The sequence below is a fragment of the Serratia sp. CY52157 genome, from assembly GCF_052168495.1.
Lineage (GTDB): Bacteria > Pseudomonadota > Gammaproteobacteria > Enterobacterales > Enterobacteriaceae > Serratia > Serratia ureilytica.
The window spans coordinates 1-16,159 of sequence record NZ_JBJNMO010000008.1 but is presented as its reverse complement, the minus strand read 5'-3'; the positions used below and the strand labels follow the sequence as shown (position 1 = coordinate 16,159).

The 16,159-nt window shown below is 58.9% G+C and carries 17 protein-coding genes; 9 read left to right on the top strand and 8 right to left on the bottom strand.

Annotation, left to right across the window (positions count from 1 at the left end; all coding sequences use genetic code 11):
• Positions 1–218 precede the first annotated feature (218 nt).
• From cadB to ACJ8IP_RS21245, 5 genes are all read left to right on the top strand, one after another.
• The gene (gene cadB / locus ACJ8IP_RS21265; RefSeq protein WP_033644886.1) at positions 219–1,562 is read left to right on the top strand and encodes a cadaverine/lysine antiporter; all 1,344 of its coding nucleotides are present in this window, start codon (positions 219–221) and stop codon (positions 1,560–1,562) included.
• 95 nt (positions 1,563–1,657) lie between these two features.
• Entirely contained in the window at positions 1,658–3,796 is a 2,139-nt protein-coding gene (gene cadA / locus ACJ8IP_RS21260) for a lysine decarboxylase CadA (protein ID WP_033635725.1), read from the top strand.
• Between the two features lie 68 nt (positions 3,797–3,864).
• On the top strand, positions 3,865–5,310 hold the full coding sequence (gene dtpD, locus ACJ8IP_RS21255) for a dipeptide permease DtpD (protein ID WP_164107328.1): 1,446 nt from the start codon (positions 3,865–3,867) through the stop codon (positions 5,308–5,310).
• Positions 5,311–5,366: 56 nt separating this feature from the next.
• Positions 5,367–6,698: a tRNA lysidine(34) synthetase TilS gene (gene tilS, locus ACJ8IP_RS21250; protein ID WP_164107326.1), complete on the top strand. Its 1,332-nt coding sequence runs from the start codon at positions 5,367–5,369 to the stop codon at positions 6,696–6,698.
• A complete protein-coding gene (locus ACJ8IP_RS21245; protein ID WP_025304017.1) occupies positions 6,698–7,012 on the top strand; it encodes a c-type cytochrome in 315 nt (104 codons plus the stop codon). Before tilS ends, ACJ8IP_RS21245 begins: the two co-directional genes overlap by 1 nt.
• A 50-nt stretch (positions 7,013–7,062) precedes the next feature.
• Here ACJ8IP_RS21245 and rof read toward each other — a convergent pair whose 3' ends face one another.
• On the bottom strand, positions 7,063–7,326 hold the full coding sequence (gene rof, locus ACJ8IP_RS21240) for a Rho-binding antiterminator (RefSeq protein WP_004931991.1): 264 nt from the start codon (positions 7,324–7,326) through the stop codon (positions 7,063–7,065).
• Positions 7,313–7,513, bottom strand: a complete 201-nt coding sequence (locus tag ACJ8IP_RS21235; protein ID WP_033652508.1) for a YaeP family protein — start codon at positions 7,511–7,513, stop codon at positions 7,313–7,315. Before ACJ8IP_RS21235 ends, rof begins: the two co-directional genes overlap by 14 nt.
• Before the next feature lie 213 nt (positions 7,514–7,726).
• On the opposite strand from ACJ8IP_RS21235, the gene ACJ8IP_RS21230 reads away from it, so the two are divergent.
• From ACJ8IP_RS21230 to nlpE, 3 genes are read left to right on the top strand one after another with little or no spacing between them, the layout of a single operon-like run.
• The gene (locus tag ACJ8IP_RS21230; protein WP_033644891.1) at positions 7,727–8,275 is read left to right on the top strand and encodes a YaeQ family protein; all 549 of its coding nucleotides are present in this window, start codon (positions 7,727–7,729) and stop codon (positions 8,273–8,275) included.
• Positions 8,276–8,278: 3 nt separating this feature from the next.
• On the top strand, positions 8,279–8,692 hold the full coding sequence (arfB, locus tag ACJ8IP_RS21225; RefSeq protein WP_047026596.1) for an alternative ribosome rescue aminoacyl-tRNA hydrolase ArfB: 414 nt from the start codon (positions 8,279–8,281) through the stop codon (positions 8,690–8,692).
• Between the two features lie 29 nt (positions 8,693–8,721).
• Entirely contained in the window at positions 8,722–9,405 is a 684-nt protein-coding gene (gene nlpE, locus ACJ8IP_RS21220; RefSeq protein WP_033644894.1) for an envelope stress response activation lipoprotein NlpE, read from the top strand.
• A 68-nt stretch (positions 9,406–9,473) separates the two neighbouring features.
• Here the strand turns inward: nlpE and proS are convergent, their stop codons facing one another.
• From proS to metN, 6 genes are all read right to left on the bottom strand, one after another.
• On the bottom strand, positions 9,474–11,192 hold the full coding sequence (proS, locus tag ACJ8IP_RS21215) for a proline--tRNA ligase (RefSeq protein WP_108681825.1): 1,719 nt from the start codon (positions 11,190–11,192) through the stop codon (positions 9,474–9,476).
• A gap of 112 nt (positions 11,193–11,304) precedes the next feature.
• On the bottom strand, positions 11,305–12,012 hold the full coding sequence (gene tsaA / locus ACJ8IP_RS21210; protein ID WP_033644898.1) for a tRNA (N6-threonylcarbamoyladenosine(37)-N6)-methyltransferase TrmO: 708 nt from the start codon (positions 12,010–12,012) through the stop codon (positions 11,305–11,307).
• A complete protein-coding gene (rcsF, locus tag ACJ8IP_RS21205) occupies positions 12,009–12,413 on the bottom strand; it encodes an Rcs stress response system protein RcsF (protein WP_025304011.1) in 405 nt (134 codons plus the stop codon). Before rcsF ends, tsaA begins: the two co-directional genes overlap by 4 nt.
• Positions 12,414–12,527: 114 nt before the next feature.
• Positions 12,528–13,343, bottom strand: a complete 816-nt coding sequence (locus ACJ8IP_RS21200) for a MetQ/NlpA family lipoprotein (RefSeq protein WP_033644900.1) — start codon at positions 13,341–13,343, stop codon at positions 12,528–12,530.
• A 42-nt stretch (positions 13,344–13,385) separates the two neighbouring features.
• A complete protein-coding gene (locus ACJ8IP_RS21195) occupies positions 13,386–14,039 on the bottom strand; it encodes a methionine ABC transporter permease MetI (protein ID WP_004932010.1) in 654 nt (217 codons plus the stop codon).
• Complete coding sequence (gene metN / locus ACJ8IP_RS21190) at positions 14,032–15,063, bottom strand: methionine ABC transporter ATP-binding protein MetN (RefSeq protein ID WP_004932012.1); 1,032 nt, start codon at positions 15,061–15,063, stop codon at positions 14,032–14,034. Before metN ends, ACJ8IP_RS21195 begins: the two co-directional genes overlap by 8 nt.
• Positions 15,064–15,251: 188 nt before the next feature.
• Between metN and gmhB the strand changes: the two genes are divergently transcribed.
• The gene (gene gmhB / locus ACJ8IP_RS21185) at positions 15,252–15,815 is read left to right on the top strand and encodes a D-glycero-beta-D-manno-heptose 1,7-bisphosphate 7-phosphatase (RefSeq protein WP_025304009.1); all 564 of its coding nucleotides are present in this window, start codon (positions 15,252–15,254) and stop codon (positions 15,813–15,815) included.
• Positions 15,816–16,159 lie beyond the last annotated feature (344 nt).

Below are 16,159 nucleotides of genomic sequence, written 5' to 3'. Positions count from 1 at the left end.
TTTTAACGATGTTTATCTTTTCTTTAGCTTACCTTTTTATCTTGATGTGTTAATCAAAAACCTCAGATTATCATTTGTATGATCATGAGCGTAATCTCACTTTATCTTTAGGACTTTATTTCTGCCGATGGTTAGCATCCTGACTATCAAGCCGGCTCATTAAAATCTTTTATTTATGGGTGTGGCTTATAAGAAACGTAAATCAGGAGAAACTGACCATGGCTTCACCCAAGAAGATAGGGCTTATTGCCTGCACCGGCGTAGTCGCCGGTAATATGATGGGGAGCGGGATTGCCTTATTGCCCGCCAACCTGGCGAGTCTCGGATCCATCGCCATTTGGGGATGGGTGATCTCGATTATCGGGGCGATGTCGCTGGCCTACGTGTACGCCCGCCTCGCGACCAAAAATCCGCAGCAGGGCGGCCCTATCGCCTACGCCGGTGAAATTTCCCCGGCGTTCGGCTTCCAGACCGGCGTGCTTTATTACCATGCCAACTGGATCGGCAACCTGGCCATCGGCATTACCGCCGTTTCTTATCTCTCCACCTTCTTCCCGGCGTTGAACAACCCGGTGCCTGCCGGCATCGCCTGTATCGCCATCGTGTGGATCTTCACCTTCGTCAACATGCTGGGCGGGACCTGGGTCAGCCGCTTGACCACCCTGGGCCTGGTGCTGGTGCTGATCCCGGTGATCGTAACCGCCACCCTCGGCTGGCACTGGTTTGACGCCGCCACCTACCAGGCTAACTGGAATACCTCCGGCACCACCGACAGCCATGCGGTCATCAAAAGTATTCTGCTGTGCCTGTGGGCGTTCATCGGCGTGGAATCCGCGGCGGTCAGCACCGGCATGGTGAAAAACCCGAAACGCACCGTGCCGCTGGCGACCATGCTTGGCACCGGTTTGGCGGGCATCATCTACATCGCCGCCACCCAGGTGATCAGCGGCATGTTCCCGGCGTCTGAAATGGCCGCCAGCGGCGCGCCGTTCGCCATCAGCGCCTCGGCGATTATGGGCAACTGGGCGGCTCCGATGGTTTCCGCGTTCACCGCCTTTGCCTGCCTGACCTCGCTCGGGTCATGGATGATGCTGGTCGGCCAGGCCGGGGTGCGCGCCGCCAACGACGGCAACTTCCCGAAAGTGTACGGCGAGCTGGATAAAAACGGCATTCCGAAAAAAGGCCTGCTGCTCGCGAGCTGCAAAATGACCGCGCTGATGGTGCTGATCACCCTGATGAGTTCCGCCGGCGGCAAGGCTTCCGATCTGTTCGGCGAGCTGACCGGCATCGCGGTGCTGCTGACCATGCTGCCTTACTTCTACTCCTGCGTAGACCTGATTCGCTTCGAAGGGGTCAACGTGCGCAACCTGCTGAGCCTGATCGCTTCGGTGTGCGGCTGCGGCTTCTGCTTCATCGCGCTGATGGGCGCCAACTCTTTCGAACTGTCCGGCACCTTTATCATCAGCCTGATTATCCTGATGTTCTACGCCCGGAAAATGAATACCCGCCAGGCTGCCAATGCAGCGGCGGTCGATGAAAACACCACGGCCAAAGCGCACTGATTCGCGTCCGCTGACCGACTGAATTTACCCAGCCCCTTTCTTTCCGACCTGTCAGCCGCGACGGGAAGGGGCTTGCTTTGCCAGGAGAAATGCATATGAACGTTATCGCCATCATGAATCACATGGGTGTCTACTTCAAAGAAGAGCCTATCCGTGAACTGCATCAGGCGCTGGAAAGTCTGGATTTCCGCATCGTTTACCCTAACGATCGCGAAGACCTGCTGAAACTGATCGAGAACAACGCCCGTCTGTGCGGGGTGATCTTCGACTGGGACAAATACAATCTGGAGCTGTGCGAAGAGATCAGCCAGCTGAACGAATACATGCCGCTGTACGCATTCGCCAACACCTATTCGACGTTGGACGTCAGCCTGAACGATCTGCGCATGCAGGTGCGCTTCTTCGAATATGCGCTCGGCGCGGCAACCGACATCGCCGCCAAGATCAAACAGAACACCGACGAGTATATCGACACCATCCTGCCGCCGTTGACCAAGGCGCTGTTCAAATACGTGCGCGAAGGCAAATATACCTTCTGTACGCCGGGCCACATGGGCGGCACTGCGTTCCAGAAAAGCCCGGTGGGCAGCCTGTTCTACGATTTCTTCGGCCCGAACACCATGAAGTCGGATATTTCGATTTCGGTGTCCGAGCTTGGGTCGCTGCTGGATCACTCCGGCCCGCACAAAGAGGCGGAAGAGTACATTTCCCGCGTGTTCAACGCCGAGCGCAGCTACATGGTGACCAACGGCACCTCCACCGCCAACAAGATCGTCGGCATGTATTCGGCGCCGGCGGGCAGCACGGTGCTGATTGACCGTAACTGCCACAAGTCGCTGACTCACCTGATGATGATGAGCGACATCACGCCGATCTACTTCCGCCCGACCCGCAACGCCTACGGCATCCTCGGCGGCATTCCGCAGAGCGAGTTCCAGCGCGCCACCATCGCCAAACGCGTGAAGGAGACCCCGAACGCCACCTGGCCGGTGCATGCGGTGATCACCAACTCCACCTATGACGGCCTGCTGTACAACACCGACTTTATCAAGAACACTCTGGACGTGAAGTCGATCCATTTCGACTCCGCCTGGGTGCCTTACACCAACTTCCATCCGATCTATAAAGGCAAGTGCGGCATGAGCGGCGGCCGCGTGGAGGGCAAGGTGATCTACGAAACCCAGTCCACCCACAAACTGCTGGCGGCCTTCTCGCAGGCTTCGATGATTCATGTGAAGGGCGATATCAACGAAGAGACCTTCAACGAAGCCTACATGATGCACACCACCACTTCGCCGCACTACGGCATCGTGGCGTCGACCGAAACCGCCGCGGCGATGATGAAAGGCAACGCCGGCAAGCGCCTGATCAACGGCTCTATCGAGCGCGCGATCAAGTTCCGCAAAGAGATCAAACGCCTGAAAGTCGAGTCCGACGGCTGGTTCTTCGACGTCTGGCAGCCGGAGCATATCGATGAGCCGGAATGCTGGCCGCTGCGCTCCGACAGCGCCTGGCACGGTTTCAAGAACATCGACAACGAACACATGTATCTGGACCCGATCAAGGTCACTATCCTGACCCCGGGGATGAGCAAGGAAGGCGAGATGCAGCCGTTCGGCATCCCGGCCAGCATCGTGGCGAAATACCTCGACGAACGCGGCATCATCGTCGAGAAAACCGGGCCTTACAACCTGCTGTTCCTGTTCAGCATCGGCATCGATAAAACCAAGGCGCTCAGCCTGCTGCGCGCGATGACCGACTTCAAACGCTCGTTCGACCTGAACCTGCGGGTGAAAAACATGCTGCCTTCGCTGTATCAGGAAGCGCCTGATTTCTATGAAAACATGCGCATTCAGGATCTGGCGCAGAACATTCACCGCCTGGTGGAGCAACACAACCTGCCGGACCTGATGTACCGCGCGTTCGAAGTGCTGCCAACCATGGTGATGAATCCGTACCAGGCGTTCCAGAAAGAGCTGCACGGCGAAGTGGAAGAGGTCTATCTGGAAGAGATGGTCGGTAAGGTCAACGCCAACATGATCCTCCCATACCCGCCGGGCGTGCCGCTGGTGATGCCGGGCGAGATGCTGACCGAAGAGAGCCGGCCGGTGCTGGAATTCCTGCAGATGCTGTGCGAAATCGGCGCGCATTATCCGGGCTTTGAAACCGACATTCACGGCGCCTATCGTCAGGCGGACGGACGTTATCGGGTGAAAGTGCTGAAGGCGAAATAACCGCAGCCAATAAGAGGGGAGGCGCTCGCGCTTCCCCTTTGTCGTTCACCGACTGATGGGAGACCACCATGAAAACACCCTCACAGCCGCGCGCAATCTACTATGTCGTAGCGATACAAATTTGGGAATATTTCAGCTTTTACGGCATGCGTGCGTTATTGATCCTCTATCTGACCCACCAACTCGGCTATACCGACAGCCACGCCATCGATCTCTACAGCGCTTACGCTTCGTTAGTTTACGTCACTCCTATTCTTGGCGGCTGGCTCGCCGACCGCCTGCTGGGCAACCGCGTCGCGGTGATCGCCGGCGCGGCGCTGATGACCCTGGGACATATCGTGCTCGGCCTGAGCGCGGTCTCCACCCAGTCGCTTTATCTGGCGCTGGCGATCATCATCTGCGGCTACGGCCTGTTCAAATCCAATATCAGCTGCCTGCTGGGCGAACTGTATCCGGCGCAGGACTCGCGCCGCGAAGGGGGCTTCTCGCTGCTGTACGCCGCCGGCAACGTTGGATCTATTCTGGCGCCGATCGCCTGCGGGTTGGCGGCCGAGCGCTATGGCTGGCACGTCGGCTTTGCGTTGGCCGGGATCGGCATGTTCGCCGGTCTGGTGATTTTTCTGCTGGGCGGACGCCATTTCCGCCACACGCGCGGCGTGAATGCACCGCTGATGCGCGCCAGGAGCCTGGGCCTGCCGCACTGGGGATGGCTGCTGGCGGCGTTGCTGGCGTCGCCGCTGTTCTTCACGCTGCTGTTTGAACGCGGCTGGGCCGGCTATTTGCTCGGGTTGGTGTGCGTGGCGGCGGTGGCGCTGGTGGCGCGCATTATGCTGCGCGCGGACGCCGGCCAGCGGCGGGGGCTGTGGCAGATCATCGTACTGATGCTGCTGGGCACGCTGTTCTGGGCTTTTGCCCAGCAGGGCGGCAGCTCCATCAGCCTGTTTATCGATCATTTCGTTGACCGGCGCTGGTTCGGCTGGACGGTGCCGACCGCGCTGTTCCAGTCGGTTAACGCCTGCGCGGTGATGCTGGGCGGCGTGGCGCTGGCCTGGCTGGCGAGCGGCGATGGCGACCGCACGCTGCGCATCTGGTGCAAGTTCGCCTTCGGTCTGCTGTTGATCGGCGTCGGCTTTACGCTGATGGCGCTCAATACGCGGCTGCACGGGCCGGGATCGATGGGGCTGATGATCGCCGGTTTGGCGGTGATGGGCTTTGCCGAACTGTTTATCGATCCGGTGGCGATGGCGCAGATCACCCGGCTGAATATCCCCGGCGCCACCGGCGTGTTGACCGGCATCTATATGTTGGCGACCGGTTCGATCGCCAACTATCTGGCGGGCATTATCGCCAATCAGACCGCCGAGGATCACATCGAAGGGGCGGCGATGCAGACGTATGGCCGCATTTTCGCCCAGATCGGCTGGGGAGCGGCCGGATGTGCGCTGGCGGTGATCGCGGTGCTGGGCGGCTGGTGGCTGCTGACGCGACGCCAGGCCCGGACGGTTAATGCTTGATTGATGGCGGTAGGCGGGGTTAACGTGCAGCTATGTAGAAGTGACAAAGCCTACCGATGGATACTGATCAATTAACGACGCAGGTGGCGGACCAGCTGGGCGCGCAGCAGCGGCTGCTGGTGGCGTTCAGCGGCGGCCTGGATTCCAGCGTGCTGCTGCATCTGCTGGCGGCGTTGGGCCGCCAACGTCCGGCGCTGCAGCTGCGCGCGCTGCACGTGCATCATGGCCTGAGCGCCTTTGCCGACCGTTGGGTTGAGCATTGCCGCAGCCGGTGTGCCGAGTGGCGGATCCCGCTGACGGTGACGCACGTGCAGGTGGATGCCCGCCAGGGCGGCATCGAAGCGGCGGCGCGGGCGGCGCGCTATGCCGCTTTCAGTGCAGCATTGGCGGAGGGCGAAGCGCTGCTCACCGCCCAACACCTTGACGATCAAAGCGAAACTTTCCTGTTGGCGCTCAAGCGCGGCAGCGGGCCGGCGGGGTTGTCGGCGATGGCGGCGCGCGCCACGCTGGGCGAGCACCTGCTGTTGCGGCCGCTGCTGGGCTGCTCGCGTCAAACGCTGGAAAATTACGCGCAACGCCACGGTTTGGCCTGGATAGACGACGACAGCAATCAGGACACGCGCTTCGATCGCAATTTCCTGCGGTTGCAGGTGTTGCCGCAGCTCAATCAACGTTGGCCGCACTTCGCCTCGGCGGTGGCGCGTAGCGCCAGCCTGTGCGCCGAACAGGAACAATTGTTGGACGAGCTGCTGGCGGAACCGCTGCAAAGCCTGTTGGCGGCGGATCGCTCATTGGCGATCGACGGTTTGACGGCCTGTTCGCCGGTGCGGCGCTTCGCTCTGTTGCGGCGCTGGATCGCATTGTTCAACGTTACCATGCCGGCGCGTGAGCAGTTGCAGCGTCTGTGGGATGAGGTGGCGCTCAGCCGGGAAGATGCCGAACCGCAGCTGCAGCTCGGCGCCTATCAGATCCGCCGTTTCCGAGGCCGATTGCACCTGTTGCCGCCGCTGGCGGCGCTGCGCGATGTGCATCTGCCCTGGCAGCCTGACCAGCCGCTGACGTTGCCGGACGGGCTGGGGCAGTTGGTTGCCGGTGAGGGCGATCTGGCGCTGCGCGCGCCGCTGCCATCGCAGCAGATTAGCATTCGTTTCGGCGGTGTACAGGGCGCGGTGCGCATCGTGGGGCGCGCCCATTCGCGGCCGATAAAAAAACTGTGGCAGGAGCTGGGTATTCCTCCCTGGCAGCGTGAACGCATCCCGTTGATTTATTATGATGAGCAGCTGATCGCCGCGCTGGGCGTATTCGTCTGTGAGGCGGGGCAGGTGCCGGAAGGCGAACGCCCGTGGCGGCTGCGCTGGGAAAAAAATCATAATCGTGAGGAGCAATGATGAAGTTTGTGGAAATCGCGCTGTTGGCCGCCGGCCTGTTCAGCCTGCCGGCATTGGCGGCGGGGGATGCGGCCGCCGGTCAGGCCAAAGCCGCCGCGTGCGCGGCCTGCCACGGCGCGCAGGGCAAGGTGACGGTGCCGATGTACCCGAATCTGGCCGGGCAGAACGCCATGTACCTGCAGCACGCGTTGCAGGCGTACAAGAAAGGGGAACGCAACGGCGGCCAGGCCGAGGTGATGAAAGCCTATGTGTCGGGATTGTCGGATGACGATATCGCCGATCTGGCGGCTTATTACGCCAGCCTGAAGCCCTAAATGACGAGGGCAGCCGTTGGGCTGCCCTGTTGGGATGGGGTTACCGCTGCTCAGTCCGACAGACTGACGACCACGGTACCGATTTCCGGATGACTGAAACTGCTGATATGGTCCAGACGCAGGTCGCGCTGCTGGCCGTTCTGTTCGATGGTCAGATACTCAACGCGTTTCTTTTGCAGCAGGTCGATCGCCTTGGCCTCGATCACTTCTCCGTCGCGTAACTCCAGCTTCAGAATAAGTTTATGCTGACAGGCGAGTTCCAGGTTGTCGTAGTCATCGCAATTGATGGGTTGGTACTCATCATTCATCAACATAGTCGCTCACCAATAAGTTAGCGGCGGCAAAGGCCGCCTGTTCCCTAACGGAGGACGGTAGCGCGTGGTTCGCTGCGACATCGTCCAATGCCTTCAACGCACAAGCCAGCGCATCAGGCACGTAGCCAAGATCTCCACTGCCAATCTCGGCGTAAGTACGGCGTACTAACTCACAGTATTGTTGCACAGTTTCCTCCCTTAAGAACCTCTGCATCATCAAGACTACTATCGCGATGAGGCGCAGGCTCTCGGAGTTTTATCCTATCCTAGACGACTATAGCACAGCTGTTATGGAGTTATCAGCACCCCGGCACGCCTTTCGCACTGCCGCAGCCTGGCCGCGCTGGCGGGGTTTGGCCCTGATCAAGTACACTGTCGCCGGATAATAATGAGGTCACCCATGGCGCTGAAAGCAACCATTTATAAAGCCGCGGTCAATATTGCTGATATGGATCGTCACTTCTACCACGACGCCACGCTGACGCTGGCGCAACACCCTTCCGAAAATGAGCAGCGCATGATGCTGCGCCTGTTGGCCTGGATCTGTCACGCCGACGAGCGGCTGGTGTTCACCAAAGGACTGAGCGCCGACGACGAGCCGGAGATCTGGCAGCGCAACGACCACAACGGGTTGGAAATGTGGATCGAGATGGGATTGCCCGACGAGAAACGCATCCGCAAGGCCTGCAACCAGTCGCCGCGCGTGGTCTTGTACGCTTACGGCGAGCGCGCCGCGCACGTTTGGTGGCAGGCGATGCAGGGAAAAGTGGCCGGCTACAAGAACCTGAGCGTGCGCTTCCTCGATGACGAACAGCTGGCGCGCCTGACGGCGCTGGCCAGCCGCACCATGACGCTGCAGGCAACGCTGCAGGAGGGAACTATTTGGCTGTCTGATGCTCAGAATAGTCTGGAAATCCAGTTTGCCGAGTGGCAGCAGGCACAGGTGTGACCGGTGCTGGAACTGTCAAGAAACGTAGCCATACCGGATAATGAGCTGGAATTGACGGCGATCCGCGCGCAGGGCGCGGGTGGCCAGCACGTGAACAAAACCTCAACGGCGATCCATTTGCGCTTTGACATCCGGGCATCCAGCCTGCCAGAGTATTATAAGGAAAGGCTGCTGGCGCTGAATCATCATCTCATTACCGCTGATGGCGTAGTGATTATCAAGGCGCAAGAGTATCGCAGTCAGGAATTGAATCGCGAAGCGGCGTTGGCCAGATTGGCCGCGCTGATTCAGCAGGCGATGGTGGTGGAAAAAATGCGCAAGGCGACCAAGCCGACCAAAGGGGCAAAATTGCGCCGTTTGGAAGGCAAGGCGCGTAAGGGCGCCACCAAGGCGCTGCGTGGCAAGGTTCGCACTTAGGAATACATGAACACAGTAGGAGAATAACTGTGAAGAAAATTACGGTAGCCCTGTTCTTGGCGGCAGGCGCACTCTCGTTGTTGGGATGCAACAATCATTATCAACCGAAGGAACAACCGCTGCAGGCGATGCCGCAGAGTTATCAAGGGCTGTTGCCTTGCGCCGATTGCGGCGGGCTGGATACGGCGCTGTTCCTGGATGAGGACGGCACCTTTGTGCTGCAGGAAACTTATCGCGGCACCAAAGACGGCGATCAGACCTTCGCCGACTATGGCAAATGGGCGCGCACCGCGGATAAGCTGGTGCTGACTGACAGCACCGGGGAAAAACGCTACTTCCGCCCGGTGGGCAAGAGTCTTGAGATGCTGGATCGCAGCGGCGCGCCGATCGCCTCCAAGCTGAATTATCGTCTGGAGCCGGTCGAGAAGCCATTGCCTAAAACGCCGATGGTGATGAAAGGCAGCTACACCTATATGGCCGACGCGGCGGTGTTCAAAGATTGCGCCACCGGCATCACGTTCCCGGTGGATAACAACATCGCGCTGGAGCAAGGTTATGCCAAAGCCAATAAGAATGCCGGTGAGCCGGTGTTTCTGACTTTCAACGCGCACTTCAGCGTGCAGCCGTCGATGGAAGAGGGGCAGATAGAGAAGGCGGTGGTGCCGGACGGTAAAATCGCGTTCGACCGCAGTAAAAGCTGCAGCAACAACTAACTTCCCCTGTCCCCATGGACATAAAAAAACCCGCCTAGGCGGGTTTTTTATTCGCTGACGCTCGGTGTTCAGCGTTTGATCTGGCCCAGCAGGAAATCAACGATTTCACCGGTTTTGATCATGTGCTTCTCGCCGACGCGGCGGTTTTTGTACTCGATCTCTTCGTTGTCGAGGTTACGGTCGCCGATAACGATAGAGTGCGGCACGCCGATCAGCTCCATATCCGCGAACATCACGCCCGGGCGCTCTTTGCGGTCATCGAGGATTACGTCGATGCCGTGGGAGCGCAGGGTGTTGTACAGCTCTTCGGCCAGCGCCTGCACGCGGAACGACTTGTGCATGTTCATCGGCAGAATAGCGACCTGGAACGGCGCGATGGCGTCTGGCCAGATAATGCCGCGTTCGTCGTGGTTCTGCTCGATGGCAGCGGCCACGACGCGCGTCACCCCGATGCCGTAGCAACCCATGGTAAGCACCTGGTTGCGGCCGTCTTCACCCTGTACGGTCGCTTTCATCGCTTCCGAATACTTGGTGCCGAGCTGGAAGATATGGCCCACTTCGATGCCGCGTTTGATCAGCAGCGTGCCCTGACCGTCCGGGCTGGCGTCACCTTCCACCACGTTACGGATGTCGGCCACCTGCGGCAGCGGCAGATCCCGCTCCCAGTTGATGCCGAAGTAGTGTTTGCCGTCAACGTTGGCGCCGGCGCCAAAGTCGCTCATCGCCGCTACGCTGCGGTCGGCAACCACCGGCATCTGCAGCTTGACCGGGCCGAGGGAACCCGGGCCGGCGCCGACGATGGCGCGGATCTCTTCTTCAGTGGCGAAGGTCAGCGGCGCGGCAACCTGCGCCAGCTTCTCGGCCTTGATTTCGTTCAGCTCGTGATCGCCGCGCACCAGCAGGGCGACCAGTTTATGGCCGCTCTCTTCGGTGGCGCGCACCATCAGCGTCTTCACGGTTTTTTCCACCGGCAGCTGGAATTGCTCCACCAGCTCGGCGATGGTTTTGGCGTTTGGCGTATCCACCAGGCGCAGCTCTTCGCTGGCCGCCGCGCGCGGCGCTGCCGGAGCGACCGCTTCCGCCAGCTCGATGTTGGCGGCGAAGTCGGAACCGGTGGAGAACACGATATCGTCTTCACCGCTGTCTGCCAGCACCTGGAATTCGTGCGACGCACTGCCGCCGATCGAGCCGGTATCGGCCTGCACCGGGCGGAAATCCAGGCCCATGCGGCTGAAGATTTTGCTGTACGCTTCGTACATCGCGTCGTAAGTCTCCTGCAGAGACTCCTGCGAGGTATGGAAGGAGTAGGCATCCTTCATCAGGAACTCACGGGAACGCATCACGCCGAAACGTGGGCGCACTTCATCACGGAACTTGGTCTGGATCTGGAAGAAGTTCAGCGGCAGCTGCTTGTACGAGCTGATCTCGTTGCGGATCAGATCGGTGATCACTTCTTCATGCGTCGGGCCCAGCACGAAAGGACGGTCGCCGCGGTCGACGAAGCGCAGCAGCTCGGGGCCGTATTGCTCCCAACGGCCGCTTTCCTGCCACAGGTCGGCAGGCTGAACCACCGGCATGGACACTTCGATCGCGTTAGCATTGTTCATTTCTTCGCGAACGATGTTTTCAACCTTTTTCAGAACGCGCAGGCCGGTCGGCAGCCAGGTGTAAAGACCGGAGGCCAGCTTGCGGATCATCCCGGCGCGCAGCATCAGCTGGTGGCTGATCACTTCGGCGTCGGCAGGTGTCTCCTTCAGAGTGGAGAGCAGATATTGGCTAGTACGCATGGTGTTTTGGTTCCGTTAGAACTGCAAATTGCATCGGGCTGCCAGAGTGGCGGCCAAAAAGTGATTTAGTTTACCAGCGCGAGCGGGTCGCCAAAAGAGAGGCGGCGGAATTTTAACGCGGGTCGAGCGACAGCACTTCGGTGTGGCCGTCCACGACGCGCCAGCGCACGTTGAAATCCAGCAGCCAGACGGCGTAATCCCGTTCGACGTCCTCTCCTTTACGATAGGCGGGACGGGGGTCCTGTGCCAGCACCTGGCTGATAAAACGCCTTAATTGCGGGTAGCGCGCCTGATGTTGCTGCAGCTGCTGTTCCGCCTGCGGCGCGAAACGCACCGGCATATCGCCGGCGGGCGCGGCCTGGGCAAAGCCGGCGCGGGCCTGCGGTTGGCTCTCGGCGAACGGCAGATAAGGCTTGATGTCCACCACCGGGGTACCGTCGACCAGATCGAGGCTGCCCAGTTCCAGCGCCACTTCCCCGTTTTTCACCCGTACGCCTTTGAGCTCAATGAGCGACATGCCGAGCGGATTGGGGCGGAAGGTGGAGCGGGTGGCGAACACGCCCATGCGGGCATTGCCGCCTAAACGCGGTGGGCGTACCGTCGGGCGCCAGCCGCCTTCCATGGTTTGATGGAAAATGAACATCACCCACAGATGGCTGAAATCGCTGAGACCGCGAACCGCTTCCGCCTGGTTGTAAGGCGGCAGCAGCAGCAGTTCGCCGCCACCGTCTTCGACCAGCCCCGGTTGGCGGGGCACGGCGAATTTCTCTTTATACGGCGAGCGGATCACGCCGATCTGCTCGAAAACGAATTCGGTCATTTAGACGAGACGTTAAGCGCCGAGCCCTGGCAAACGGCCTGCTGGTAACAACCGGCGACGCCGCTGACAATCTGGCAGTCGTGCAGCAGCACGGCGTTGGCCTTCATGTAAGACGCACGGATTTGCATGCGTTTACGGGCGGTAGCCAGATTCGGTGGGGAGTCTTGTACGGTGGTTTGGCACGATTCGCCGGACACTTCACCCAGATCGCGGAATGGTTTACCCACGAGTTCTTCTGCACTTTTATACAGTTTTACCGGAGCGGGGCGGGCGGCCGGCGTGGTCTTGGCCGGGGCGGTCGTGGTCGGCTTGCTGGTGCTGTTTGTTGAGGATGGCGCGATACGTTGCGATGAACATCCGGCCAGCGCGAGCGCTAACAAACAGAGAGGTAAAACACGCATTGAGATTCCTCTGCCTTAATGAAAGTGGCGCTATTGAAGCAATCTATGGCGGAAATAACAAGACGGGCCTTGGCCCGTCTTGCAATTATAGGAATAAAATTGGTGAATAAGCGCTTACCAGCCTTTCACGGCACCGCCGTTGAAGATTTTGTTGGCGGCGGCGTCCACTTCGTCAGACTGGTAGGCCTGAACGAATTTCTTCACGTTTTCCGCGTCTTTATTATCTTCGCGCGCAACCAGCAGGTTGACGTAAGGCGAGTCTTTATCTTCCACAAACAAACCGTCTTTCGCCGGCGTCAGGCCGATCTGGCTGGCATAGGTGGTGTTGATCACCGCCAGCGCGATCTGCTGATCGTCCAGAGAGCGCGGCAGCTGAGGGGCTTCCAGCTCAACCAGCTTCAGGTTTTTCGGGTTCTCGGTCACGTCCAGTACGGTCGGCAGCAAGCCAACGCCGTCTTTCAGTTTAATCAGACCGACTTTCTGCAGCAGCAGCAGCGAACGGCCCAGGTTGGTCGGATCGTTCGGCAGTGCGATCTGAGAACCCTCTTTCAGTTCGTCCAGCGATTTGATTTTCTTGGAGTAACCGGCGATCGGGTAAACAAAGGTGTTGCCGACCGGCACCAGCTTGTAGCCGCGATCTTTGATTTGCTGATCCAGATACGGTTTGTGCTGGAAGGCGTTCAGATCGATATCGCCTTTGCTCAGCGCTTCGTTAGGCAGCACGTAGTCGTTGAAGGTGACCAGCTCAACGTCCAGACCGTATTTCTCTTTCGCCACTTTCTGCGCCACTTCGGCCACTTGCTGTTCAGCGCCGACGATCACGCCGACCTTGATGTGGTTTGGATTCTTTTCATCCTGGCCGCAGCCCGCCAGAGCCAGAGTGCCGATCAGTGCGCCAATTGTCGCGATGGATTTAAATGTTAACGACATATCCCTTCCTCATTATTAGACTCGCATTAATATGCTGTGAAACTATTTATGGGTAACGGCTTTGACGATGCGATCGCCGCAGAATTGGATCAGATAAACCAAAACTACCAGTAATACTAATACGGTATTCATAACTGTGGCGTTATAACCGATATAACCGTATTGGTAACCGATTTGGCCCAGGCCGCCGGCGCCGACCGCGCCGCCCATGGCGGAGTAGCCCACCAGGGTGATCAGGGTGATGGTCGCGGCGTTGACCAGGCCCGGCAGGGCCTCCGGCAGCAGCACTTTCTTGATGATCTGCATCGGCGTGGCGCCCATGGCGCGCGCCGCTTCCACCAGACCGGACGGGATCTCCAGCAGGGCGTTTTCCACCATGCGCGCGATGAACGGCGCGGCGCCGACGGTCAGCGGCACGATCGCCGCTTGCAGACCGATCGAGGTGCCGACGATCATGCGGGTAAACGGAATCATCCAAACCAACAGGATAATGAACGGGATGGAACGGAAGATGTTCACCAGCCCGGACAGGATCTTATACAGCGAATTGTTGGCGATGATCTGCCCAGGGCGGGTGACATACAGCAGCACGCCGACCGGCAGGCCGAGCACGAAACCGAAAAAGCCGGAGACAAAGGTCATCATGACGGTTTCCCACACGCCACGCGCCATCAACCACATCATTGCCTCAGACATAACCCAGAACCTCTACTTTTACCTGATTTTCTTGCAGGAACTTAATCGTTGCCAGCGCGTCTTCGTCGCTGCCGTGCAGCTCCGCCAGCATCACGCCGAATTTCACGCCGCCGGCATAATCCATCTGGGCGCTGATAATGTTGTTGTTCACGTTGAAGCGGCGAGCGGCTTCAGACAGCAGCGGCGCATCGACCGACTGACCGGTGAACTCCAGGCGCAGCAGCGGCTGACGGTCGCCCTGACGCTCCGGCGACAGGCGCGCGGCGTAGTCGTCCGGGATATCCAGATGCAGCGTGGACTGAATGAACTGTTGGGCTAGCGGTGTTTTCGGGTGCGAGAACACTTCGCTGACGCTGTCTTTTTCGATCAGCTGCCCCTGGCTGATGACCGCGACCTGGTCGCAGATGCGTTTCACCACGTCCATTTCATGGGTGATGAGCAGAATGGTCAGGCCCAGACGGCGGTTGATGTCTTTCAGCAGTTCCAGGATGGAACGGGTGGTGGCCGGATCCAGCGCGCTGGTGGCCTCGTCGCACAGCAGCACTTTAGGGTTGCTGGCCAGCGCGCGCGCGATCGCCACACGCTGTTTCTGGCCGCCGGACAGGTTGGCCGGGTAGGCGTCGTGCTTGTCCGCCAGGCCGACCAGTTCCAGCAGTTCGGTCACGCGCTTTTTGATCTCGGCGCGCGGCGTATTGTCCAGCTCCAGCGGCAACGCCACGTTGCCGAACACCGTACGGGAAGAGAGCAGGTTAAAGTGCTGGAAGATCATGCCGATTTGGCGACGGGCGCGCGTCAGTTCGCTTTCTGACAGAGACGTCAGATCCTGGCCATCGACCAGCACCTGGCCGGAGGTGGGGCGCTCAAGCATGTTGGCGCAGCGGATCAGCGTGCTTTTACCGGCGCCGGAGGAACCGATGACGCCATAGATTTGCCCGGCAGGAACGTGAAGGGTCACGTCAGAGAGCGCGGTAATGGTGCGCGAACCCTGCTGGAACACTTTAGTGATGTTAGAAAGTTTAATCATATTCTTCTTATTTTAGCGTGGTTGCCCGTGGCTAGATAAAAGTAAACCTCGGCGTGGAACCAAGGTATGCCTCAGATGTTAAGGCGTCTAGACGTCTAAGTCAACGACCAACGACGTTCTCCGGCGTTCTCAGCGTGGGGTAAAACATGCGATACTGTTAGCGTATACAGGCCCTCAGGAGCAAAGCGGTGACACAAAGCGTTCCAGCAATTTTTCTCGATCGTGACGGCACGATTAATGTTGACCATGGCTATGTCCATGAAATCGACAACTTCCACTTTATCGACGGCGTGATCGACGCCTGTCGCGAGCTCAAAAAGATGGGCTTCGCGCTGGTGATGGTGACCAACCAGTCCGGCATTGCGCGCGGGAAGTTCAGCGAAGACCAGTTTATGTACCTGACCGAGTGGATGGACTGGTCGCTGGCGGATCGCGACGTCGACTTCGACGGCATCTATTTCTGCCCGCATCATCCGGAGGCGGCAGTAGAAGAGTATCGCCAGGTGTGCGACTGCCGTAAGCCGCAGCCGGGCATGTTGCTGCAAGCGCAGCAGGAATTGAACATCGATATGGCCGCTTCTTATATGGTGGGCGATAAACCGGAAGACATGCAGGCGGCGATCGCGGCCGGCGTCGGCACCAAGGTGCTGGTGCGTACCGGCAAGCCGGTGACGGAGCAGGGCGAAAAGCTGGCCGATTGGGTGCTAAACAGCCTGGCGGACCTGCCGGCAGCCATCAAAAAGCGGGTTTAATAGGCGTTACGAATGAATAGTGAGCGGTCAGATAAAAAATGCATATTAACGCTTGTCATTCTGAACCGGCTCCCTATAATGCGCCTCCATCGACACGGAACATGTGAACAACTTCACAGAGTATCCGGGGGTCGCAGAGAAAAAATCCTGAAAATTAGGGTTGACTCTGAAAGAGGAAAGCGTAATATACGCCACCTCGAGTTAGCAAGCGAAAGCGCCTAACTTACTGCTCTTTAACAATTTATCAGACAATCTGTGTGGGCACTCCACAAGACGATATCCAGCATCTTCGGATGCAAAAAAATATCAAGTCTTGAAGAGTGACTAACTGAAGTAAAATTCAT

Coding starts and splice junctions, on each gene's coding strand:
- cadB (WP_033644886.1), top strand. CDS start 219: ATGGCTTCACCCAAGAAGATAGGGCTTATTGCCTGCACCGGCGTAGTC.
- cadA (WP_033635725.1), top strand. CDS start 1,658: ATGAACGTTATCGCCATCATGAATCACATGGGTGTCTACTTCAAAGAA.
- dtpD (WP_164107328.1), top strand. CDS start 3,865: ATGAAAACACCCTCACAGCCGCGCGCAATCTACTATGTCGTAGCGATA.
- tilS (WP_164107326.1), top strand. CDS start 5,367: ATGGATACTGATCAATTAACGACGCAGGTGGCGGACCAGCTGGGCGCG.
- ACJ8IP_RS21245 (WP_025304017.1), top strand. CDS start 6,698: ATGAAGTTTGTGGAAATCGCGCTGTTGGCCGCCGGCCTGTTCAGCCTG.
- rof (WP_004931991.1), bottom strand. CDS start 7,326: ATGTTGATGAATGATGAGTACCAACCCATCAATTGCGATGACTACGAC.
- ACJ8IP_RS21230 (WP_033644891.1), top strand. CDS start 7,727: ATGGCGCTGAAAGCAACCATTTATAAAGCCGCGGTCAATATTGCTGAT.
- proS (WP_108681825.1), bottom strand. CDS start 11,192: ATGCGTACTAGCCAATATCTGCTCTCCACTCTGAAGGAGACACCTGCC.
- tsaA (WP_033644898.1), bottom strand. CDS start 12,012: ATGACCGAATTCGTTTTCGAGCAGATCGGCGTGATCCGCTCGCCGTAT.
- rcsF (WP_025304011.1), bottom strand. CDS start 12,413: ATGCGTGTTTTACCTCTCTGTTTGTTAGCGCTCGCGCTGGCCGGATGT.
- ACJ8IP_RS21200 (WP_033644900.1), bottom strand. CDS start 13,343: ATGTCGTTAACATTTAAATCCATCGCGACAATTGGCGCACTGATCGGC.
- ACJ8IP_RS21195 (WP_004932010.1), bottom strand. CDS start 14,039: ATGTCTGAGGCAATGATGTGGTTGATGGCGCGTGGCGTGTGGGAAACC.
- metN (WP_004932012.1), bottom strand. CDS start 15,063: ATGATTAAACTTTCTAACATCACTAAAGTGTTCCAGCAGGGTTCGCGC.